The sequence below is a fragment of the Pseudomonas sp. SB113 genome (assembly GCF_040754745.1).
In the GTDB taxonomy this organism is placed as follows: domain Bacteria; phylum Pseudomonadota; class Gammaproteobacteria; order Pseudomonadales; family Pseudomonadaceae; genus Aquipseudomonas; species Aquipseudomonas grimontii.
In genome coordinates, this window is record NZ_JBFMHW010000103.1 from 1 (window position 1) to 531 (window position 531).

The following is a 531-nucleotide window of genomic DNA, read 5'->3' on the forward strand; positions in this document are numbered from 1 at the left end:
CGCTCTACACGCTGGGAATGAATCTCGGCCGGATCAGCTTCGACGGCCTCGATCCGGTGTTTGCGGTGCTTTGGCTGGTTGGCATCGTGTGCGCGGTGGGAGCAGCCTATCAGGCGAAATATCACCGGCTGGCAGCGCTCGTGCTGCTTGGCGGGGCAGGGCTTGTGACCTGCATCACCTTCATCTGGCTATCGGCGCCCGATCTGGCGCTGACGCAGCTTCTGGTCGAGATCGTGACGACTGTTCTGATCCTGCTTGGCCTGCGCTGGCTGCCGAAGCGCTTTCAGGATGAAAGCGGCGACATCGTCACGTTCAGCGCGCGGATGCGGCGTTATCGCGACCTGCTCATCGCAATCGCAGCCGGAACCGGCATGGCGATGATGGCCTATGCGGTGATGACGCGTCAGATTCACGATTCAATTGGCAGCTATTTCCTCGAACGCGCCTATAGCGAGGGCGGCGGCACGAATGTCGTGAACGTCATTCTGGTCGATTTCCGCGGCTTCGATACGATGGGCGAAATCGCCGTAC

The 531-nt window shown here is 60.6% G+C and carries 1 protein-coding gene; it reads left to right on the forward strand.

Annotated elements, in window-relative coordinates:
• Positions 1 to 531: hydrogen gas-evolving membrane-bound hydrogenase subunit E (mbhE, locus tag AB1462_RS31645; protein ID WP_367249016.1), on the forward strand; the 531-nt coding region annotated here is incomplete at both ends.